The organism is Micromonospora sp. M61 (assembly GCF_018070245.1).
Taxonomy (GTDB): Bacteria; Actinomycetota; Actinomycetes; order Mycobacteriales; family Micromonosporaceae; genus Micromonospora; species Micromonospora zamorensis.
Window position 1 is genome coordinate 46,596 of the sequence record NZ_JAGPYA010000039.1, and the last position, 18,032, is coordinate 64,627.

General features: G+C 66.0%; 18 protein-coding genes and 1 pseudogene. 9 read left to right on the forward strand and 10 right to left on the reverse strand.

The window, feature by feature from the left end; all coding sequences use genetic code 11:
* Positions 1-78: 78 nt before the first annotated feature.
* Both KBX34_RS21810 and KBX34_RS21815 read left to right on the forward strand, forming a co-directional pair.
* Positions 79-1,101, forward strand: coding sequence for an LD-carboxypeptidase (locus tag KBX34_RS21810; RefSeq protein WP_210926614.1), 1,023 nt, complete (start codon positions 79-81; stop codon positions 1,099-1,101).
* Positions 1,102-1,234: 133 nt separating this feature from the next.
* Positions 1,235-2,308: a glycoside hydrolase family 43 protein gene (locus KBX34_RS21815; RefSeq protein ID WP_307871464.1), complete on the forward strand. Its 1,074-nt coding sequence runs from the start codon at positions 1,235-1,237 to the stop codon at positions 2,306-2,308.
* A 90-nt stretch (positions 2,309-2,398) separates the two neighbouring features.
* Here the strand turns inward: KBX34_RS21815 and KBX34_RS21820 are convergent, their stop codons facing one another.
* The 5 genes from KBX34_RS21820 to KBX34_RS21845 all read right to left on the reverse strand — a co-directional run bounded on the left by KBX34_RS21820 (position 2,399) and on the right by KBX34_RS21845 (position 7,320).
* Positions 2,399-3,655, reverse strand: coding sequence for an MFS transporter (locus tag KBX34_RS21820; protein ID WP_210926618.1), 1,257 nt, complete (start codon positions 3,653-3,655; stop codon positions 2,399-2,401).
* The gene (locus KBX34_RS21825) at positions 3,656-4,240 is read right to left on the reverse strand and encodes a winged helix-turn-helix domain-containing protein (protein WP_141909242.1); all 585 of its coding nucleotides are present in this window, start codon (positions 4,238-4,240) and stop codon (positions 3,656-3,658) included.
* Between the two features lie 254 nt (positions 4,241-4,494).
* Positions 4,495-5,496, reverse strand: a complete 1,002-nt coding sequence (locus KBX34_RS21830) for a hypothetical protein (protein ID WP_141909241.1) — start codon at positions 5,494-5,496, stop codon at positions 4,495-4,497.
* A gap of 652 nt (positions 5,497-6,148) precedes the next feature.
* Positions 6,149-6,925 (reverse strand): DUF6518 family protein, encoded by a 777-nt coding sequence (locus tag KBX34_RS21840; RefSeq protein ID WP_247672076.1) that lies wholly within the window; start codon positions 6,923-6,925, stop codon positions 6,149-6,151.
* Between the two features lie 68 nt (positions 6,926-6,993).
* On the reverse strand, positions 6,994-7,320 hold the full coding sequence (locus KBX34_RS21845) for a hypothetical protein (RefSeq protein WP_247672077.1): 327 nt from the start codon (positions 7,318-7,320) through the stop codon (positions 6,994-6,996).
* Positions 7,321-7,592: 272 nt separating this feature from the next.
* Between KBX34_RS21845 and KBX34_RS21850 the strand changes: the two genes are divergently transcribed.
* The 3 genes from KBX34_RS21850 to KBX34_RS21860 are packed head-to-tail and all read left to right on the forward strand — an operon-like array spanning position 7,593 to position 8,661.
* Positions 7,593-7,970 carry a DUF2089 domain-containing protein gene (locus KBX34_RS21850; RefSeq protein ID WP_197699635.1) on the forward strand — a complete coding sequence of 126 codons (378 nt, stop codon included), beginning with the start codon at positions 7,593-7,595 and terminating at the stop codon, positions 7,968-7,970.
* Positions 7,970-8,227, forward strand: a complete 258-nt coding sequence (locus tag KBX34_RS21855; RefSeq protein WP_099853055.1) for a hypothetical protein — start codon at positions 7,970-7,972, stop codon at positions 8,225-8,227. The genes KBX34_RS21850 and KBX34_RS21855 overlap by 1 nt, the downstream gene beginning before the upstream one ends.
* A gap of 11 nt (positions 8,228-8,238) precedes the next feature.
* On the forward strand, positions 8,239-8,661 hold the full coding sequence (locus KBX34_RS21860; RefSeq protein WP_210926620.1) for a hypothetical protein: 423 nt from the start codon (positions 8,239-8,241) through the stop codon (positions 8,659-8,661).
* A 232-nt stretch (positions 8,662-8,893) separates the two neighbouring features.
* Here KBX34_RS21860 and KBX34_RS21865 read toward each other — a convergent pair whose 3' ends face one another.
* The gene (locus KBX34_RS21865) at positions 8,894-9,235 is read right to left on the reverse strand and encodes a GlsB/YeaQ/YmgE family stress response membrane protein (RefSeq protein ID WP_196922788.1); all 342 of its coding nucleotides are present in this window, start codon (positions 9,233-9,235) and stop codon (positions 8,894-8,896) included.
* 211 nt (positions 9,236-9,446) lie between these two features.
* Here KBX34_RS21865 and KBX34_RS21870 point away from each other — a divergent pair, with 211 nt between their 5' ends.
* Positions 9,447-10,100 carry a hypothetical protein gene (locus KBX34_RS21870; RefSeq protein WP_210926621.1) on the forward strand — a complete coding sequence of 218 codons (654 nt, stop codon included), beginning with the start codon at positions 9,447-9,449 and terminating at the stop codon, positions 10,098-10,100.
* A gap of 62 nt (positions 10,101-10,162) precedes the next feature.
* On the opposite strand, the gene KBX34_RS21875 is transcribed toward KBX34_RS21870, so the two are convergent.
* A complete protein-coding gene (locus tag KBX34_RS21875) occupies positions 10,163-10,672 on the reverse strand; it encodes a DUF523 domain-containing protein (protein WP_210926622.1) in 510 nt (169 codons plus the stop codon).
* 157 nt (positions 10,673-10,829) lie between these two features.
* Here KBX34_RS21875 and KBX34_RS21880 point away from each other — a divergent pair.
* Positions 10,830-10,970: pseudogene (locus KBX34_RS21880) on the forward strand (VOC family protein); the annotation flags it as partial.
* A 15-nt stretch (positions 10,971-10,985) separates the two neighbouring features.
* On the opposite strand, the gene KBX34_RS21885 reads toward KBX34_RS21880, so the two are convergent.
* On the reverse strand, positions 10,986-12,206 hold the full coding sequence (locus KBX34_RS21885) for a helix-turn-helix domain-containing protein (RefSeq protein ID WP_210926623.1): 1,221 nt from the start codon (positions 12,204-12,206) through the stop codon (positions 10,986-10,988).
* A gap of 376 nt (positions 12,207-12,582) precedes the next feature.
* On the opposite strand from KBX34_RS21885, the gene KBX34_RS21890 reads away from it, so the two are divergent.
* Positions 12,583-13,929, forward strand: coding sequence for a hypothetical protein (locus tag KBX34_RS21890; protein ID WP_210926624.1), 1,347 nt, complete (start codon positions 12,583-12,585; stop codon positions 13,927-13,929).
* Positions 13,930-13,969: 40 nt separating this feature from the next.
* A complete protein-coding gene (locus KBX34_RS21895) occupies positions 13,970-14,476 on the forward strand; it encodes an NUDIX hydrolase (RefSeq protein ID WP_307871465.1) in 507 nt (168 codons plus the stop codon).
* Between the two features lie 110 nt (positions 14,477-14,586).
* Here the strand turns inward: KBX34_RS21895 and KBX34_RS21900 are convergent, their stop codons facing one another.
* Positions 14,587-15,636: an SPFH domain-containing protein gene (locus tag KBX34_RS21900; protein WP_247672078.1), complete on the reverse strand. Its 1,050-nt coding sequence runs from the start codon at positions 15,634-15,636 to the stop codon at positions 14,587-14,589.
* Positions 15,633-17,555: a hypothetical protein gene (locus KBX34_RS21905; RefSeq protein ID WP_210926627.1), complete on the reverse strand. Its 1,923-nt coding sequence runs from the start codon at positions 17,553-17,555 to the stop codon at positions 15,633-15,635. The genes KBX34_RS21900 and KBX34_RS21905 overlap by 4 nt, the downstream gene beginning before the upstream one ends.
* Between the last annotated feature and the right edge of the window lie 477 nt (positions 17,556-18,032).

Below are 18,032 nucleotides of genomic sequence, written 5' to 3' on the forward strand. Positions count from 1 at the left end.
ACACGCTAGCGCACCTGCGCCCGCGGCCAAGGATCGAACAACGTTGCATGGTTCGTACCGTGTTGGAACACTGCGGCGGTGCCTGGTCCTGCGCTCCCGCAACTCCTTCGGCCTCGTGCTCTGAGGCCCGGAGATCTCATCGTCATCGCATCGCTGTCTGGGCCGCTGCAAGCCGTCTACGAGCCCGATCTCGATCAGGCGGTGGCCGTGCTCGAACGGATGGGATTCCGCGTACGCCGAGCACCGCTGCTCGAAGCGGGGCGTCACCATTGGTGGAGCGCGGGCACGCCGACGGAGATCGCCGCAGAGTTCAACGCTTTGCTGCGTGACCCTGAGGTGCGCGCCATCGTGGCGCATGACGGCGGTCAGACGGCGCTCGGCTACCTCGACCTGATCGACGTTGACGCGATCGTTGCCGATCCCAAGCCGATCCTCGGCTACAGCGACATCTCACTGCTGCATCTGGTGCTCTACGCACGCACGGGTCTGGTCGGGTTCCACGCCGACATGGCCACACCCGGGCTCGGCGGGGCATGGCAGCGTGCGCCCGCAGCGCGCCAAGCCGAGCTGGAAAAGCTCTACGTGACGCTGCTGAGCGGAACGGAGGCGATCGGCGCGCTGCCGGTCACGCCGTCGTGGGAGTGCTGGCGTGCCGGTCGCGCCGAGGGCCCGCTGATCGGTGGGGTGCTCAATCGCATCATGCGGGCGCAGGCGACGCGGTACGCGCTGCCTCTCGATTGGTTCGACGGCGCGGTGCTCTTCTGGGAGGAGATGGGCGGCTACGCGTCGTGGGTGTGGAGCGATCTGCAGGTGTTGCGGCACTGCGGCATCCTCGATCGGATCGCCGGCATGGTCGTGGGAGTCCCGCATGCAATCGACGGACTCGGGGCGCCCGACCAGTCCCCAACCCTGCCGGAGATAGTCCACGACGTCCTCGGCAACCGTGACATCCCGGTCCTGGGCAACGTCGAGTTCGGACACGCCGGCCCGAATCTGCCGATGCCGGTCGGCATCCGCGTCGCCCTCGATGCGCAGCAGCGGACGTTGTCGCTGCTCGAATCGGCGGTGCGGCCGCACCCGACCACGGCATCGAGCCGCTGAGCCGATCAGAAGGCCCGCAGCCTCGATGTGCCCGCGGTCGGTTCAGGTTCTGGCAACCAACGCTGTGGCCCGTCAAGTCGTGAACTAATCTATGACAATCGATTACGTCGGTTCGAGGAGAGGAATCCCGATCGTGAACGTCGGTAACCGAACCCTTCCGCGACTCCTCTCCATCCTGCTGACTGTCGTGCTCGCCACCGGCCTGTCCCTGGTCGGTGCCGGGCCGGCGGCGGCCGGGCAGACCAGTCTGCGGGCCGCCGACCCGAGCGTGATCCGCGTCGGTGCCACCTACATCTCCGTCCAGTCGCTCAACGGCGGGATCGCCGTCCGGCAGGCGGCCTCCCCCGACGCGCTGGCCGCCGCGCCCGCGCGGCAGGTGTGGACGGACAGCCGCAACCTCGGTGAGGTCTGGGCCCCGGAGATCGTCACTGATGGTGGCCGCTACTACATCTATTTCTCGGCCGGGCGCGGCACCGCCCACCGCATGTACGCGATCCACTCGGCATCGCCGGCCAGCGGCTACACGGCCGAGCGGCAGCTCGCGCTGCCCGGCGGCAAGTGGGCCATCGACGGCAGTCTGTTCACCTTCAACGGTCAGCGGTGGTTCGTCTGGTCGGGTTGGGCCGGCGACACCAACATCGAGCAGAACATCTACCTCAGCCGGATGAGTGACCCGCTCACCCCGACCGGCAGCCGGTACGTCATCTCCCAGCCACGCGAGAGCTGGGAGCGCGTCGTCGGTAACCCGTTCATCAACGAGTCCCCCGAGGCGATCAGGGACCCCAACGGGCAGCTGCACATCGTCTACTCCGCCAACGGCAGCTGGAGTGACCAGTACTGCCTCGCCGACCTGCGACTGCGCGCCGGAGGCGACCCCACGTACGTGTGGGACTGGTACAAGTCGAACGGCTGCCTGTTCGGCTCGAACCGGGCCACCATGATGGCCGGCTGGGATCCCACCCTGTACGTCAACGGGCCCGGCCACCACAGCTTCGTCCTGCTCAACGGCGACATCGCCACGAGCCCGCCGGCCGGGCCGAGGTTCCCGCTGATGTACCACGGCGTGCCCAAGGGCACCGCGTACTCCTGGGCGAACCGGCACTGGTACACGGGCACCTTCTGCTGGTGGGGCAACACCACCTACCGCCGCGCCAACGTGCCCGGCCCGACGGCCGACACCGGGTTCAGCATCAAGTTCTTCGAGTGATCCGGGCGCGCCAGCGGCCGACACCAGACCGCAGCCGGAGTCCCACTGTGGATGCTGCGGGTAAGCCCGCTTGCGGCCGGTGACCGGGGTCTACCCGACGTCGACAGTGGCGCGTTGCCGTTCGGCGGGGCGCTGCCGCCGAACGGAGCGCAGGCCCACGTAGGCGACGGCACCGGACGCCAGATACAGCACGGCCTGCACGTTGAGCACGAGCACGACGCTGAGCGCGTCTCCGAGCAGGCCGGCGGCGGCCATGCCCAGCCCCTGCGACGCGTTGTAGATCGCGAAGTAGGCGCCGAAGGCCCGGCCCAGCTCGGTGTCGGGCACGCTCTGTTGGATCTGCGCGAAGGCTCCGCTGGCGTACGCGATCCCAGGCGCGCCGACCAGGATGAACAGCAGGATGTACCACTCGGGTTGACGGGTGACCGCCGGCCCGTTCCAGATGACCAGGCTGATCAGGGCGAACGTGGTCGCGCCGAGGCTCATCAGCAGCCGGGGACTGAGCCGCGCGCCCAGCATGCCGACGATGAGCCCGCCCGCCACCCCACCGATCGCCTGGACGCCGCGCAGCACACCGGTGAGGGTGCCGTCGGCATCCAGCGCACGACTGACGAAGACGACGAAGAGCACCACGAACAGGCCCTGCGCGATGCCGCCGATTGCCACGCTCAGAAGCGTCACCCGCACGACGGGGTTGCGTCGCATCGCCTTGAGGCCGGATCGCCACTCGGTGAGGAACGACGACGTACGGTCCGGAATCGCCTGTCCTGCGGCGTGGTGGTGCGCGGCCCGACGGCCGGCGGCGATCAGAGCTGCCGTGATCACGAAGGCCACGGCGCTGCCGACAGCCAGGTAGCGGGTGCCGTCGCGGGTGATCGCGAAGCCGCCCAGCGAACCTCCGATGAGCCGTCCCACACTGACGTTGAGCGCCACCACGCTGTTGGCGCGCACCAGGTGCGCGGGTTCGACGAGTCGTGGCAACGCGGCGTTGCGGGCGGAGTCGAACGTCTGGGTGAGCACCGCCTGGGCGCCGGCGACCAGGGAGATGACCCACAGGTGGTGGTCAGGTTGACCGAGCAGGGGAATCACCACCGCCGTCTGCAGCACGGCGACACAGCTCATGAGCCGGAAGCGATCGAATCGGTCGGCGAGAGCACCGGCGAACGATCCCAGGGTGACGCCGCACAGCAGCTCGACGAAGAAGACCGCGGAGGTGGTGAACGCCGAGCCGGTCACCCCGAACACGTAGATCGGCAGGCCGGTGAGCAGAAGCCAGCTCGCCACACTGGAGAAGAGCCCGGCAGCCCAGATCAGGACGAATCCGCGGTGTCGCAGCAGCGCCACCATCTAGATGAACTCAGGCGTTGGGTATGCCTGGAGGTTGAGGGTGACGGCCCGGGCGTCGCTCGGAGGCGCGTTGCGCAACGGACGCAGGTACGGCCGGATGACGGCGTCCAGGGTCAGCGCGAGGTGCCGTAGTTCCTCCGGGTTGAGCGAGAGCGTGTAGCTGTGGAAGGTGGCGCTCTCCTGCCACTCGTCGGTCAGCTTGTGCTGCTGATGCTGGTAGCGCTGCAGCGATCGGAACACCTCGTCGAATTCCAGGGCGGTCAGCGCCTCGTTGAGCTGCCGCCCCTCGGCATCATCGGGATCCGGGAGGAATTCGAGCCCGGTGGCGGCGGCACGCCACGGCCGGTCACGGCGGTTGGTCCCGTCGGAGTGGTCCCGCTCGATGAGGCCGTGGCGGGCCAGTTGATGCAGGTGGTAGCTGCAGTTCGATCCGGTGTCGTTCAGGGCCTCGGCGCACTGCGCAGCGGTCCTCGGGCCGGCGGCCAGCAGATAGCGCAGCAGCCGCAGGCGCAACGGGTGCGCAAGTGCACGCAGCTTGGTCGCGTCCCGGACGCGCAGCCGGCGTTCCGGCTCGTTCAGCTCCATGAGCACTCCTAAACGAAAGACTCCTTTCGTTTATACGCTCCATCGACATGCTTTCGCAAGAAGCCTTTCGGAAGCATGTGGCCCCGCCTGGAGGCCAACGGACGGCTCGGGTCGGTGGCGACATCAACTCGGGTTCCATGAAGTCGGGGTGTCCGAGGACCCGGAACACCGCGACTTCCATAAGGCGAGTGGATCGTGCCCGGCGGGAGGCGGCACCCCGACCAGGCCGGCGTTGCGCCGACCGGAACGTCCCGTCAGCCGGCCGTCAGTCCTCGGGTCGCCAGCTCGCTGAGCGACGCTGCGCCGTTACCGCCGAGCGCCGCACGAGCCACCGCCGGTCTGCGCAGCTCGAACCCCTCCACGAGGATCGTCGGCGATCCGGACCGGTGGCGGATCCCGTCGATCTCCTGCCGGTCCGGGTTGAACGGCAACGTCTTCCACTGGTTCGCGGTCTCCTGCCAGCCCGACGAGATGGCCGCGACCAGACCGTCGAGCATGCGCTCGTAGTCTTGCGCACTGATCGCGCGGCCCATCCCGTACCGCTCGCGCAGGGCGAGAATTTGGCCGGTGGGCTCTCCGGAGTAGCTGTCGTTCACCGCGAGCCACCAGTGGGCGAAGTAGGTGCCCTGGTAGCCCTGGGCGAGGTAGCGCGCCCCGCCGTGGTGCACCTCGATGACGAAGTTGTGCACCTGCGGGAACTGGCAGTCGAGCAGCAGGACGGTTGCCGCGCTGGCCGGCCGGACGAGCAGCGCCTGCCTGAGCGCGTCGCCCTCCCCCGCCCCGTAGGTCCGGTTCGACACGCGCTGGGGATCGCCGCCCTTGCTGTGCAACTGCTCCCGAATTTGGAACGCGGCCATGCCGCAGTTGGCCCACCTGCGGCTCTCGTCGCGCAACTTGATCTGCCGGTCGTCGGTCCGTCCCGTGCTCGCCACCGCTGCGCCGAGCTTCGCCAGATCGTCGTTGCCGACGGCCTGGTCACGATGCCGTTGACTGGTGTCGGTGGCACGCGCGATCTCGCGCCGGGCGTAGCTCGTCGCGGCGGTGATGGCTTCGGCCCACGTTCCGAAGTTCTGGGAGGGCCGCAGCGCGCTCGCCGACCAGTTCACCATCGCGCTGACCACCTCCTGTCGCAGCTCAAGGGGCAGGAGCGGCGCGATCCTGGTCAGGATGTCGGCGCACGCATTCTCGTCGGTTTCCAGGTTGGGGATCTGACCGCCCGGTGGATAGGTGTCCCGTTCCTCGGCGATGTTCAGCATCCGAACCTCCGATGTCCTTTGTGTACGGACTGCCCGTACGGCGAGCCGGGTTCTAGATTGGACCCTCAGTGACCGGGCAGACACGCAGCGTCGGACTTCCGTCCCAGGTCGTCACCAAGGAACCGCAGCGCGAAACACGGAAGTCGTGCACGGCCGTGGCTGCGTCACCCCCGTTAGAGGCCGGCGAGCGTGAGCGGGTGCGCCCGACGAGGGTCGCCAGCCGCGCCAGGCCAGCCGGCGCCGAACCTGCGGCGGTTGCGCCTGCTGGCGGACGCCGCGATCCAGGATGGACCATGAACGCATGACCTCTGAACCACCCGCGTACGCGGTGCCGGGCGTCGAGTCCGAGGACCCCACCAACACCCCGGGCTACTTCTTCTACCGAGTCGACCGACTCGCCGACTTCCCCCCGGTCGCCGCGGCGATCGGCCGCACCCCGAGCGTCCTTCCGGCGATCTGCTCGGACGACAGCGCGATGCGGGAGGCGTTCACCCAGAGCCGCGGCGCGCTCTGCCGGCAGCTCTGGGTCGGCACCGATGACGGGCTGCACTGGGAGTTGAGCTTTGGCGACGGCGTGAAGTTCATCGTCGGCCCCGGGGACGAGCCCGTGGACTTCCTCCGGGACGCTCTCGTGGCGCAGCCGGGTGTCAGGTCAGCCGAGCACTACTGCGACGAGAACTTCACTGTCGCGACGACCGGGGTGCTGCGCGCCGACGAGATGGCCGCCTACTTCATCGACACGGTCGTCGCCGCCCACCGCGAGTTCGCCCGCAGTCAGGGCATCGACCTGCCGTACTGAGGCACCGGCGGACGAGACGGTCCCGCCGGCCACCGCGAAGCTCACCAGGATCGCGCCGGCCAGTGGCACGGCCACCGCGACGGCGAGGGCCCGCCGCCGATGCGACCCGCCGGTCAGCACCACGATCAGCAGACCCAGCGCAACGTCGATGACAGCGTTCCACCACACGGCGGCCCCGTGGTCGGGGTCGGTCGCCTTGCCGGCGAACCGGGCCGCCTCCTCGAAGAACACGGCGGCCGGCAGCGCGACCCCGACGACCTGCCGCCACCCCTCACCACGCGCCCACGTCCCGCCGGTGCCGAAGACCACTCCGGCGAGCACGCCGAAAACCATCCAGACCAGCGACGACGGCGCCCAGAGCACCGCGAGGTCGTCGCCCTGCAGGAGCGCCGCCGCCAGGTAGTAGCTGGGCACCGCGACGACGAGCAGGACGGCGGCACCGAGTGCCGAACGCAGCCACCCGGACCGCGCCCAGTACCCGAAGAAGAAGGCAGCGACCGCCCAGGTCGCTGTGGAGTTGCCGAGTTCCGCGAAGGGATGCAGCCACTTGATCCAGCAGAAGTCGAGAAAGCCGAGCAGGAATCCGCCCACCACGGCGGCGAGTGCCACCGCCCGATCGCCAGGTCGCATGGCCGCAGAGCATACCGAGTATGCCCCCACAGGCCTGGCCGGCCCCTCCCCCACCAAGCCGCGGCCAGTCAACGGGTGAGGCCAACCAGCGTCGCCAGTCGCGCCACGCCGGCCGGCGCCGGGTTCGCGCGGGCGATCTCGGCGATCACCGTACGCGCCAACGGCCGGCACCGGACCTCAGCCGGCGCGACGCTGTCCGCGTCCACCAGGGCGCGTGCGGCGCCGCGCAGGTCACCCATCTGGAGGTACGCCCGGGCGACATCGACCAGGTACGCGCCCCGGTACTCGGCCGGCAACCGCCGGAACGCCTCCCGCCGCACCACCGTCAGGTGCCGTTGCAGCGCCTCGTCGGCGTCACCCCGCTGTGCCGCGCACAACACCCGCGCCAGGTCCACGGCGATCGACCCGAAGCTGGTGCGGTGCGTGTCGTCGTACCCCCGAAGGTTGGTGGCGATGCCCCGCGGCCCGGTCGGTCAGCTCGTCGGCGCGGCGGGCGTCGCCGCAGCCGGCGGCGGCCAGCGCGGCCTGGTCCAGCAGCGTCCCACCCACGGCCCGCTCCCCGCCCGTTGCATCCCGTTACTCATCTCCACCGCCCCGAGCGGCGCCACCTTAAGAAAGTTAAGATCAAACTCTTGTAAGTTAAGAATTTCAGCGCTACAAATTGTGTATGACAGAGCAGGCGATGGACTGGCAGGAACTCACCAGCCTGACGCGAGGGCAGCCGTTCGTCGTCGAGCGGGTGCGCCTGGCGAGCAACGGCGTCGCGATCGAGGGCGAGTTCGAGCCACCCCAACTGGCTCAGCTCAACATCGAGGATCAGGTCTTCGTCACGGCGTTCGTGCGCTGCCACGGTTCGATCAAGGAGATGGAACGCATCTTCGGGGTGAGCTACCCGACGATCAAGTCACGACTCAACCGGATCACGCAGATGCTCGACTTCGTCGAGACCGACCCGGCGCCGTCGCGGGCCGACATCATCGACAGGCTGCGCCGCGGTGAGATCACCGCACAGCAGGCGTTGGCCGAGCTGGACGGCCGGTCGTGATGCCGCAGTTGGTGACCGTGAAGGTCAACCGCCCGGACCGCCGGCCCATCCGCGTCTGGGTTCCGGTGCTTCCCGTGGTGCTCGTGCTCTTCCCGGTCGTGGTCCTGGTCGTGCTGGCGGCGATCGTGGCCTGCGTCGTGTTCCGCATCGGTGTGGTGCGGGCACTCGGCGCCGGCTGGCGCGTCGTCTCCGCGCTGCCCGGCGCCCGCTTCGACATCGAGCAGGGCCGCACGGCCGTGCTCGTGGCTATCCGATAGGAGAGGTTCGCATGACCGAACAACGCAAGGACATCCTCGACATGCTGGCCGCCGGCAAGATCACCGCGGAGGAGGCGGAGCAGCTCATCGCCGCCCTCGAACGGGACCAGGCACCGGCGGTGGCAGGTCACGACGTCCGACAGAAGGGCAAGGTGAAGTACCTGCGGGTGGTGGTGGACGCCACCGACAACGGCGAGCCGTCGCGGGTCAACGTGCGGGTGCCGCTGCAACTGCTGCGGGCCGGCGTACGGCTGGCGGCGCTGGTCCCGCCGCAGGCCCTGGTCAAGGCCAACGCCTCACTCAGCGACTCGGGTGTGCCGATCGACCTGACGCAGCTCAAGCCCGAGCAGTTGGAGGCGCTCGTGGAGCACCTCGACGAGGTGACCGTGGAGGTGGACTCCCCCGATGCCACAGTGCGGGTCTTCTGCGAGTAGGCGCCGTCCGATGGGACGGCCCCTCGAGAGGGTGCGGGAACACCCTCCCGAGGCTGCGCCCGCCGCAGCAGAGCACAGGTGAACTGCCAACCTGAAGTTTAGCCACTCACCAGCAAACCAGCGGAGGGACCACTCGGACGGGTGGTCCCTCCGCTGGCATCCCGGACGGGTCGGCTGGGACAGCCGACGACAGGGCAGCGCACGTCGCGGCCACCCGGGGTGGCTCGCCCGTTCAGCCCTTGGCCTGGCTGCGGCGGACCCGCCGACGGGGCTTCTCGTCGCCGCCGGCAAGCCGGGTGAAGGTGAGCATGTTCGCCAGCGCCACGGCGATGATCGCGACGCCGACCTGGATCGCGAGCACGACCCAGTCCCAGCGCAGCACCCACACCTTCACGCCGGCTCCGTCGTCGATATCGAGCGCCCGGGCAACCACGGTGCCCAGCACCGCCGAGCCGACGCCGATGACGAACGTGGCGAAGAAACCGATCCGCTGCCTCCCCGGCAGGATGAGTCGGCCGAGCAGACCGACGAGCGCACCGATGAGCACCGCGCCGAGATAACCAGTTACCAGCATTGCCGAATCTCCCCTCCAGCAGTGCCCAGGTACATGCCCGAATCTCACGTTCGGGGAAACCCTCGCTCGATCGCGGTCTGGTTCAGGGCTTGCGGGCAGCTGGTCGCTGGCGCAGGGTAAGCGCGCACAGCACGCCTCTGATCAGGGCCGCGGACATGTCCCCTCGATCCACTACGCTGCTGGATCTATCCCACGTGACCGAAGGACGCACATGGCCCGCCCCTACAGTCCCGGACCGAAGCAGTTCGTCTTCGCCGTCGGTGATGGCAACGATCAACACGTCTCCGTGGGCGACCCTCAAGAGGCCTACGTGGCGTTCTCCGCATTCTTCCGGGGTCGAGAGTCTGACACCTACACCATCACTGACGAAGCGGCAAGGCAGAGTCTGGTACTCATGCCCCGTCTGGGTGTGATCTCCCGGATCAAGGATGCGGACCAACCTCGGTCGGAACACCTACGGGTCGACAGGGCCAACCGCTACCTTCCGAGCGCGATGCTGTTCTTCGAGAACGGATATGCCGGCCTCGACCACTTCGGCCAGTGGTTCTCCGACCTCTCCGACCTCGACGCGTCGCCGGAGACCCGCGGTGCCGCCCGCGCCGCCACGTTCACGACGGAAGCAGCGGCAATCGAAGAAGTCGGCCGGATCTGGGCAGATTCCGGCGTCGTCGACCCGAGCGACAAGCATTACGTCTTCTTCGACTCGCATGATGTCGACGATGACCGAGCCGATCGAGCCGAACTTCTCCAGTTGATCGAGTTCCTCGGGCTCGAACGGGTCGACGCCCCGGCCGGGGCCGTCGGGGGCGAAGTCTGGGTGCGTACCGACCCACGCCTCGACGTCGAATGTGCACGGTGGTCGTGAAAGATGAGAGACATCTTCCGGACCTGTGGCCGACTTGCCGACCGCTGACGGCGCTGGGCTCGCTACCCGGTGCAGCGCTCTGACTTCTCCAGGTCAGCGAGCATCGCTGCGGCTTGCGCAAGCTGCCCTTCGTGGAACACCGGTATGCCGTGACGTAGCAGTTCCTCTGCGGTTACTCCCCGTCCGGGCACGGTACGGCCGGTGAATGAGCCGTCATAGATCACGCTACTGCCGCAGGTTGGGCTGCCGTCGACAAGGATCGCGAGCGCGACGCCTGCCTCTACCGCCCGGTCCAGTGCTCGTCGAGCGGCGAGCCTAAACAGGTTGGTGACGTCTGCGCCGGTGGCTTCTTCAACCCGCGCGGAACCCGCGAGAACGTCTCCCGCAGTCCCCCCTACTATCTCGGCGGGCGGGCGAGGAATGGGAAAGCCCACCGCGACCTCCGGACAGAACCGCACGAGGCGTCCTTCGGCCGACCAGCGGTCCCAGATCAGCGAGTTCACCGGCACATATGTCGCGTTGTAACGCAGCGCCGGCCCCTGCAAACATCCGCTGACAAGCACCTTCAGCACGGTCCGAACCGTAGCACCGGGCCGACGCGATTGACGGAGAAGCTGACCCAGGACCAGCATCCGCCACGGCCTGGCGGAGATGGCTGACCGACACCGCAGCGTCCAAACCAAGACCAGACGCGAGAATCTGCCGCAATCCATGCGACCTGTCGCGCTCGATCAGGCAGAGGCTCGCATCGCCGCCGCCCTGGCCGCCGGCGGCAACCTGCTCTCCGACGCGCACGCACCTTTGTGGTGGGTCCTGGCCGACGCCGAGGGCAACGAGGCGTGCGTCGCCACCTGGGTCGGCCGCGCATAGCAGGACGGCGAGGTTTCACCTCGTGAGCCCGACCAGCGTGGCGAGTCGCGCCACGCCGGCCGGCGCCGGTTGCGCGCGAGCAACCTCGGCGATCACGGTACGCGCCAACGGCCGGCACCGAACCTCAGCCGGCGCGACACTGTCCGCGTCCACCAGGGCGCGGGCAGCCCCGCGCAGGTCACCCACCTGCAGGTACGCCCGCGCGACGTCCACCAGGTACGCGCCCCGATACTCGGCCGGCAACCGCCGCCACCCCTCCCGCCGCACCATTGTCACGTGCCTCTGCAGCGCCTCGTCGGCGTCACCCCGTTGCGCCGCCGACAACACCCGCGCCAGGTCGACGACGATCGGCCCGAAGCTGGTGCGGTGCGTGTCGTCGTACCCCCGAAGGTGTGCGGCAACGCCCGCGGCCCGGTCGGTCAGCTCCCCGGCGCGGTGGTGGTCGCCGCTACCAGCGGCGGCGAGAGCGGCCTGCACCAACAACGTCCCACCCAAAGCCCACTCCCCCGGACCCTGGTGATCATGAGGTTGACGGGCACTTTGATCTCCACCACACCCGCCAACCTCATGATCAACGACGCGAGATGGGAGTGGGAGGATGCGGTTTGCCGCATTGAGGGTCGCCGTCAGGGCGAGACGGTCGCGGTTTGACGCACGGAGCGCTTGGGCTACCGAGATTGTTGCCGTTGCCGCCAGGATCGGGTCGTCGCCGGCGGCGGCCATCGCCCGGTCGGCGGCCAGCCATCCAAGGTCGGCCTCGCCGAGCTTCACCAGCAGCGACGAGGTGATCCGGTACGCCTGCACCAGCACCTCCGCCGACCGCACGCCCTGGGCGGCGTCGAGCAGACCCGGCACCACCCGCACCAACTGCCCGTAGTGCGCGTGCTGGTAGGTCAACCAGGCGTACCCGACCTGCCTCCTGACTTCCTCCATCGTCTGGGCCGGGGCCTGCGGGATGTCGTAGCGGGCGAGCACGGCCCGGATGTCGTCCACCCCGTCCGGCGGGCCGGCAGGCGTCGGCCGCCGCTGACCGAGCAGCACCTCCGGATCGACCCACAGGACGTCGGCCAGTTCCTGGATCACCGAGTACCGGTCCAGGGCGCGCACGCCCCGCTCCACCTTGTCCACCCAGCTCTTCGACCTGCGCAGGCGGTCGGCAAGCATCTGCTGGGTCATCGACCGCCGCACCCGCCAGCGGGCCACCCGGCGACCGATCGGGAGGTCATCGCTGGTCACGCCGCCACCGCCGGTCCGGGACCGCGCGGGTCGTGTCGTTTACGGGTACGCGGTCTGCCTCGGCCTGGGCGAGGAGGCGCTGTTTGGCGGCCTCTCGCTCGGCCGCCTCGGACCGCTCACTCCTGTTCGCTGACTCGTCGCCCTGCATTGACACCTCCGCTGGCCGGGGTGTGACGTCTGCCGTCACTCAGGACCCCTGCGATCAGCGAAGCGGGCTGCCAGTCGACGGACCAGATGGCAAGCGATGCGCTCGGTTGCGCTGCTCAGGACGTGGGTTGCGCAGGGTTGCGCGGGTCCCCATAGGACCGCAGCAGCCCATAGGCTCGTCACTGTTGGTAGTTGACTGATGCCTGGAGGCGGAACCATGGCGCGACCGGTGACGAACGCAGCGTTCGAGGGGCTGCTACTTGCCGCCGGCTACGGTAACGCTCACGCCGCCTTTGCTCGGCAGCTCAACCACGCCGGCCGCAACGAGGGCGCCTGGCGCTACGACGCTGCCAGCGTCTACTGGTGGTTACGCGGTCGCCGGCCTGGCGAGCACGTCCAGGCCGCAATGGCTGAGACCCTAGCCCGCAAGCTCGGCCGCTCGGTCGGCGTGACCGAGCTGGGCTTTGGCGCGGCCGAGAGCATCGGCATGTGTGTCTACCCTGCGACCGTCGATGGGGCGATCGATACCGCCGAGCTGATCTGGACGAGATTGGCCAAGCGCCTCAGCCAACAGGACAGCGGGGTGTTCGATAGCGGCAAAGCGCTAGAGGCGGCGCTTGGCTGGCGGTATGACCTGCCCGACAAGGCCGTCAGCCGGAGCGGCCGACAACAGGTCACCTCCACCGACGTTCAATCGCTGTACGCGCTGGCGGACCACTTCACCGACCTCGACCGACGTCATGGCAGCGGCTCTCCGCGTACTCGTGCGGTAATGGCCGACTTCCTCCTACGTCAGGTCGCGCCGATGTTGCACGGCACCTACACCGATGCCGTGGGGCGCGACCTCATGCGCGCAGCGGCAACGCTCTCCGGCCAACTCGCTTTCATGTCGTACGACGCAGGCGACCATGCCATAGCGCAACATCATGTGACGCTCGGCCTACGGCTCGCCAAGGCCGCCGACGACCGCCTCTACGGCGCTCACCTGCTCGCCAACCTCGCTACCCAAGCCGTGTTCTTGGGGCATGCCAGGGAGGCGGCCCGGCTCGTCGAAGCAGCCATTGACGGGGCAGGCCACGCACCCGCAGCCGTCCTCGCCCGCCTACATGCCACTGCGGCTACTGCGTACGGACAGTCAGGCGAACGACGTGCCTGCCAGCTGGCGCTCGCTAAGGCTGAGCGTGCTCTCGACCGGACGAGCGCAGATCCGGGGCCGCACTGGGTCGGCTACTTCAGCCCTGCCCACCTGGCCGGGGCCGCGCTGAGGTGCCTGGGGGACCTGCGTCTATACACACAGGCCCTTCGACACGCCCCCGAAGCGCTCACCCTAGACAGCCAGAACACGAGAACGCGCGCCCTACATACCGCCCTCGTTGCGATGACCTATACCCGCGCTGGAGACACCGACGCCGCCTGCAATTGGGCCTCGAAGCTGGCGCAGCACGCAGCGGGCATCCAGTCGACGCGCGTCCAACAGCGCGTCCGCGAACTCGCTACTGCTCTCAGCCCGCAGCAAGCGCTGCCCCAGGTCAACGAAGTTCTGCGTACCCTAGCGGCCATGCCAGCAGCCGCATAGAGCAAGAGCGCACCTAGACATGTCCGCTAGCGTCACCGAGGTGACCTGGACGGAGCCCGCCACGTGGTACGCGAACCTAGCTTCCTTCTACGCCGCCGCTGCAGCCTTCATCACTGACCAAGACGACAACGTGTTGCTTGTCAAACCCACCTACCGCGACTACTGGGCCTTTCCAGGCGGCTACGTGGACGAGGGCGAGTATCCACACGATGCTTGCGCCCGCGAGGTCCGCGAGGAGCTGGGCGTCGCCGTGGAGGTGGGCGACCTACTAGTCGTGGACTGGGCACCGCCTGCCGGGGAACGACCTCGCGCGATCATCAGCTTCACGTTCGATTGTGGAACAATAACGAGCCTCGACAAGCTTGAACTGGCCGGTGAGGAACTGGAAGAGGCCGCCTTCTTCTCAGAAGGTTCTGCCGCCCAGCGTCTTCCCGCCAGCGTTGCTCCAAGAGCCCGCTCCGCGAGACTAGCCCGAAGCCAACGCACCCCGGTTTACCTCACCGCCGGTCAGAATGTTCCGGGCAATAGGGGGCAGGATCGTCGGTAGGCACGGTCAATCGCAGCCGGTCAGCAACATCGCAGCCAGCCTGAAAATTAGGAATATTCGACAGGACCTCTTGTGGCTGCCTGCATCTGAAAGATTCCGGCGCGAGCAGCTTAGCGCTTGGCACCATTGAATGATTGATCGCCGCCAGACGACCTTTGCGGTGGGGCACTGGGCGCCTTCTTCAACTTCATCTCTGGAAGAACCGACGACTCGGACCACCCTAGGCCACTGGAGCCCTTCCGGACAGCAGCTTCACGAACCCGGTTAGTCAAATCATCACGGAATTTCTCAATGTCGACAGCCTGCATAATTCCATTTTCAATCAAGTACTTGACCAGATCCGCGAATCTACTGTCGCGCACCTCCTCCTGCTCCATGCCTGCTCTCCAAGCCTCATTAAGCATCTCAAAAAGCTTCTCAGATCCATTCGGATGTTCAGCAGCATGTGCGAGCAACAACTCGTAGGGATCCATCTCAAGGTCGCGCATTGCAATCAAAGCAGCCTTGCGCCTTTCCAGCTCTGCAGCATGCTCGATCCGCTTGATCTCGTTGAGACGGATCGCCTCGACCTTAGCGCGTTCGTGTTGTTCCGCCGCAAGATCGCGGCTGCGCGACGCACCTCTTAGATCCTCAAGATACTCAAAAGCCGTCCGGTTGGGCGTCAGTCGCACATTGAGACGATAAATCGTTATGCCTTCAGGAAGCGGGATATCCCGAGAGAACTCTGCGTTGAATTTATCCTCGGCTAGATGAATCTCCTCAAGATCGAAACTTCGGGTGACGGCCCTGAGCTCGCTACTCACATAATTGAGAATCACAGAGGCGCCGTACGTCACATAACGACGGACTATCTCGGCTGGATCTGTCACGCGGAAACCTATATCGATCACCGCTTCCAAGAAATGAGCGTTCCTGGCGGTTGGTAAGTCCATACCCCCAAGCCTGGCGGTGCGACGTTGATCAGATACGTCTACTTCGTGTCGGATCCAGCTAGATGTGGTTGAATGCCGAGCCCAGGGGCGCCCACCACCTTGCGGGATCTGCACCCTGCCATCGGCATCCGAATACACAATCGCGACACCCGGGCGCAAGGCTGAGTTCCTCTGCCAGCCAGGCCGAACGAGTGCAGATCGAAGGATTGGACGAAACCCATTTGTCATAGCGAAAACTCCGAGCTCGTCGTGTTCAGATCGAGTTGCTCAAATTGCCGCTTCAACGCAGCGGCGGTGGCCGTTAAAGGCTGCAAATGGTCCGCCTGCCCCCAGTTATCCACTATATGATGAACTATCTCCCGGACACGAGGACTGTACGAGCTGACACCCACAAGTAGATATGTTAAAACTTGGCGCATCGCTGGAGTTCTCTCCGCCATGACAGCCCAATCAGTGAGAGTGGTAGCAGCGTCAAGAGAATTTCCGGAGTGCAGCACGCTCGCCCACATAAGGCAAAGCTCGCTCCGAATTTCTTGATCCCGGTCCGCTAAAACGAGGAGTGTCGGCCACAATTCAGGAGTGAGATCTGGATGAACATCGGGCACCTCGGTGAGCAAGGACGTCGCGGCTTGGAGAAAAGCCATTTGTGCAGCAAATTCTCGCCGGTAGTTCGGGAGCCACTCACAAAGAGACGTCAGCACAGAGCCGGATAGTTCACAACTATCCCTCCCGGCCAGGTCAGACAAGCTCCGGGAAACAGCTGCCGTGACGTCGAGATCACCGCACCCTGCAAGCCTACCGAGCCGATCGATCAGCCATGTTGGATCGCTAAAAGCTAGACTAACTCCGTAACTACGGGCAGCGGTGGCCTGTTTCCTTCGTTCCCGCTGCAATCCGTGCCATGTCTCGATAAGGCGCAGGACGTTAGCGGCCGTGAGCGGATTTGCTGCCGGCACCCGCAGCGCGTTAGCAACTGCATCACGCCGAAGATAGCTCTCATCACCCGCCCATCGCTCGAACATAGAATGGTGAAGGTAGTCGAAATTTAGAATTGAGAGCAGCCCTAAAGCAGTGGCCGCTCGAATCCGGACACGTTCTGACTGCTCCTCTCCAGCCGCGAGATCCAGCAGCCAGGCGAGCATCTCCTTACTCCTACCGGACCGCTGCCAGAAATGCTCAATGACACGTCGCGGATAGGTCCGATCTGCATACTCGACAGCTTGGACCACTGAACGCCCGTAAGGCCCGCGGGAGTACACCTTCCGTGTACGCGCTCGGAACTCTTCAAGCCTTGCGGCGGAGGCCGTCCGTCCCACCTTAGTCCCGCGCCTATTCTTGGCAGGTTCAAGCCCTTCAGCAAGGACCGTAGAGGCATCGGAAACAACCTCGTACGGAAGACCGTCGAGTACCGCGAGCGTTACGGCGAAACAAGCGTCTTCGAGGTCATTGAATCCTTCCATCCAGATTGTGAAGTTGTCGACATCGCGCCGATTCATCATTCGCCTCAGAACAGCTAGGTCGACGGTGCCGTCTTTCGTTATCTGATGGATGATGTCAGCAAGATGACCTGCCCGCCGACAGGGCAGCGTTGGCGGTAGCAGTTCATCAATAGCTTCACGAAGACCCTCCTGCGAAAGCAAATCGTTCGCCTGCTTGTCGAAGCGCCACCGAAGATGCTTCTCGACGATGGCACTGTGGGAGGGTGGCTCGAAGGGAGGGAGCCGATAGTCTAGTGCCTCTTCATCGTCAAGCCGAGTTTCCGTCCCAGTGACTATGATCAGTCGAGTCTTCGCCTCGATTAGCGCGTGATCCAAATTCCGAAGGTCACGTCCGGACAAGCTTGACATCGCGGCAGGCTCCGCAAGTATGAGGCCTACGCCGGATATGGCGTCGTCGGAACTGGTTCGTCCGGCACTGATTGCATCGTTAAGCTGCGCAAGATTGACGTGGGAATCTACCATGTATATGGGGTCGTGGTTTGCCTCCGCAAGAAGTCGAATGGCAAGCGTTGTTCTCCCACTACCCGCGACGGATTGCATAATGGATGCATGCCGGGTCATGAACTCAGTCTGGATGCTGCTCCACTCGCGCGGCGGAACAAATGCATGGATGGACCGATCGAGCAGGAGAGGCGAGATTTGACTCATACGGGCTAGATTTTCAGCACGACCGAATGAAATGACGTACTTGTCACCGCCGACTAGGTCGCCGCGAATAATTACCTGTTCTGCTTCTTGCAGCCATTCCTGTCGATCAGTGGCGGCGCCAAGCCGACCTCTCGCTTCACTGCCCCGGAGGGGTGCACCTGTGCTGGGCTCGTGAACACCATTGGTAGGTGGTCCGCCATCGGATCCCCCATACACGTTCCTAGAAGTTTCGCTGGAATCGCTAAACTTGGCAGCCTTTCGTGTCTCGCCGCCGCCCTGCGTCGGGACCCCTGAGGTAGCGGCAGCGTCGTCACTCATGACGCATCACGTACTTTGAGCCGTTGACGACATCTCCACCTACCTGTACAGCACCATTGAAGGTGATACCGGTTGATGTGGGCCCGGAACTGCTCGCCTCAACTTTCACACCTGGACTTTCGGAGACCATAAACTCTCGAAGACCACGAAACAGGCGCG

Bases quoted from the DNA above. Each gene is read 5' to 3' on its own strand.
- KBX34_RS21820 (WP_210926618.1), bottom strand. From the start codon at position 3,655: ATGGTGGCGCTGCTGCGACACCGCGGATTCGTCCTGATCTGGGCTGCC.
- KBX34_RS21825 (WP_141909242.1), bottom strand. From the start codon at position 4,240: ATGGAGCTGAACGAGCCGGAACGCCGGCTGCGCGTCCGGGACGCGACC.
- KBX34_RS21830 (WP_141909241.1), bottom strand. From the start codon at position 5,496: ATGCTGAACATCGCCGAGGAACGGGACACCTATCCACCGGGCGGTCAG.
- KBX34_RS21840 (WP_247672076.1), bottom strand. From the start codon at position 6,925: ATGCGACCTGGCGATCGGGCGGTGGCACTCGCCGCCGTGGTGGGCGGA.
- KBX34_RS21850 (WP_197699635.1), top strand. From the start codon at position 7,593: ATGACAGAGCAGGCGATGGACTGGCAGGAACTCACCAGCCTGACGCGA.
- KBX34_RS21855 (WP_099853055.1), top strand. From the start codon at position 7,970: ATGCCGCAGTTGGTGACCGTGAAGGTCAACCGCCCGGACCGCCGGCCC.
- KBX34_RS21860 (WP_210926620.1), top strand. From the start codon at position 8,239: ATGACCGAACAACGCAAGGACATCCTCGACATGCTGGCCGCCGGCAAG.
- KBX34_RS21865 (WP_196922788.1), bottom strand. From the start codon at position 9,235: ATGCTGGTAACTGGTTATCTCGGCGCGGTGCTCATCGGTGCGCTCGTC.
- KBX34_RS21870 (WP_210926621.1), top strand. From the start codon at position 9,447: ATGGCCCGCCCCTACAGTCCCGGACCGAAGCAGTTCGTCTTCGCCGTC.
- KBX34_RS21900 (WP_247672078.1), bottom strand. From the start codon at position 15,636: ATGACAAATGGGTTTCGTCCAATCCTTCGATCTGCACTCGTTCGGCCT.
- KBX34_RS21905 (WP_210926627.1), bottom strand. From the start codon at position 17,555: ATGAGTCAAATCTCGCCTCTCCTGCTCGATCGGTCCATCCATGCATTT.